This is a genomic window from Streptomyces sp. NPDC058246 (genome assembly GCF_042881985.1).
Lineage (GTDB): Bacteria > Actinomycetota > Actinomycetes > Streptomycetales > Streptomycetaceae > Streptomyces.
Map to the genome: position 1 here is coordinate 1,384 of NZ_JBHVWZ010000067.1, position 1,196 is coordinate 2,579.

Here is a 1,196-nt window from a genome sequence, read left to right on the forward strand (position 1 = left end):
CTGAGCTGGGGGTGGCCGCAGAGACCAGCGAGAAGCGACTGTTTACTAAAAACACAGGTCCGTGCGAAGCCGTAAGGCGATGTATACGGACTGACGCCTGCCCGGTGCTGGAACGTTAAGGGGACCGGTTAGTCACTCTTCGGGGTGGCGAAGCTGAGAACTTAAGCGCCAGTAAACGGCGGTGGTAACTATAACCATCCTAAGGTAGCGAAATTCCTTGTCGGGTAAGTTCCGACCTGCACGAATGGCGTAACGACTTCTCGACTGTCTCAACCATAGGCCCGGTGAAATTGCACTACGAGTAAAGATGCTCGTTTCGCGCAGCAGGACGGAAAGACCCCGGGACCTTTACTACAGTTTGATATTGGTGTTCGGTTCGGCTTGTGTAGGATAGGTGGGAGACTGTGAAGTCATGGCGCCAGCCATGGTGGAGTCGTCGTTGAAATACCACTCTGGTCGTGCTGGATGTCTAACCTGGGTCCGTGATCCGGATCAGGGACAGTGTCTGATGGGTAGTTTAACTGGGGCGGTTGCCTCCTAAAGAGTAACGGAGGCGCCCAAAGGTTCCCTCAGCCTGGTTGGCAATCAGGTGTTGAGTGTAAGTGCACAAGGGAGCTTGACTGTGAGACCGACGGGTCGAGCAGGGACGAAAGTCGGGACTAGTGATCCGGCGGTGGCTTGTGGAAGCGCCGTCGCTCAACGGATAAAAGGTACCCCGGGGATAACAGGCTGATCTTCCCCAAGAGTCCATATCGACGGGATGGTTTGGCACCTCGATGTCGGCTCGTCGCATCCTGGGGCTGGAGTCGGTCCCAAGGGTTGGGCTGTTCGCCCATTAAAGCGGTACGCGAGCTGGGTTTAGAACGTCGTGAGACAGTTCGGTCCCTATCCGCTGTGCGCGTAGGAATATTGAGAAGGGCTGTCCCTAGTACGAGAGGACCGGGACGGACGAACCTCTGGTGTGCCAGTTGTCCTGCCAAGGGCATGGCTGGTTGGCTACGTTCGGGAGGGATAACCGCTGAAAGCATCTAAGCGGGAAGCCTGCTTCGAGATGAGTATTCCCACCCCCTTTGAGGGGTTAAGGCTCCCAGTAGACGACTGGGTTGATAGGCCAGATCTGGAAGGCGGGTAACCGCTGGAGGTGACTGGTACTAATAGGCCGAGGGCTTGTCCTCAGTTGCTCGCGTCCACTGTGT

1 rRNA gene (running past one end of the window) is annotated in these 1,196 nt (G+C 56.4%); it reads left to right on the forward strand.

Features of this window, described 5'->3' with window-relative positions:
- A 23S ribosomal RNA gene (locus ACFVXA_RS40555) occupies window positions 1-1,175 on the forward strand (its annotated part extends 1,383 nt beyond the left edge of the window); the annotation flags it as partial.
- Between the last annotated feature and the right edge of the window lie 21 nt (window positions 1,176-1,196).